We start from the raw sequence: 429 nt of genomic DNA, 5'->3' as shown, positions 1-429 counted from the left end.
TCTATACTCAAGCTTACTTTCTCTTTTTATATTAAGTTCAACATCATCACAAGAATTAATTTTATAGGATTTGTTAATTAACATTCATTTCTCCTAATAAAACATAAACTTTACTAGCAATATTTTTAAAATTTTCATTTTTACTTAAGCTTATACAAGCTTTATCTTTAGAATTTGAAGTAAAATCTGCATTTTCCAAGACTTCTAAAGAAGAAGTATTGGCTACATTTTCTATAAGATTTTTTATAGTTTCATTGCTTGCAATTCCCATTAAAGTGAAATTTGGTTTATCAATAAAAATGAGTTTAATGCATTTTTCATCATTTCCAACTTTAAAAAAGGCCTCTTTAGTTCCGCTAATCTGACTTAAATCTATATTTTGAACTTCTTTAACATTGCTCATAGCCCTAAGAGTAGAAAGCTTATCAT

2 protein-coding genes are annotated in these 429 nt (G+C 25.6%); both read right to left on the bottom strand.

Going from position 1 to position 429, the window contains the following annotated elements:
• On the bottom strand, positions 1-84 hold an 84-nt coding region (locus JG677_RS08615; protein WP_200286230.1), incomplete at its 3' end, for a DUF2920 family protein.
• Positions 74-429 (bottom strand): prepilin-type cleavage/methylation domain-containing protein (locus JG677_RS08610; protein ID WP_200286228.1); only part of this gene is annotated, 356 nt, incomplete at its 5' end. The genes JG677_RS08615 and JG677_RS08610, both read right to left, overlap by 11 nt.

The organism is Campylobacter sp. TTU-622 (assembly GCF_016598965.1).
In the GTDB taxonomy this organism is placed as follows: Bacteria; Campylobacterota; Campylobacteria; order Campylobacterales; family Campylobacteraceae; genus Campylobacter_D.
The sequence above is the reverse complement of the archived record's forward strand: the minus strand, read 5'-3'. Positions and strand labels throughout refer to the sequence as shown.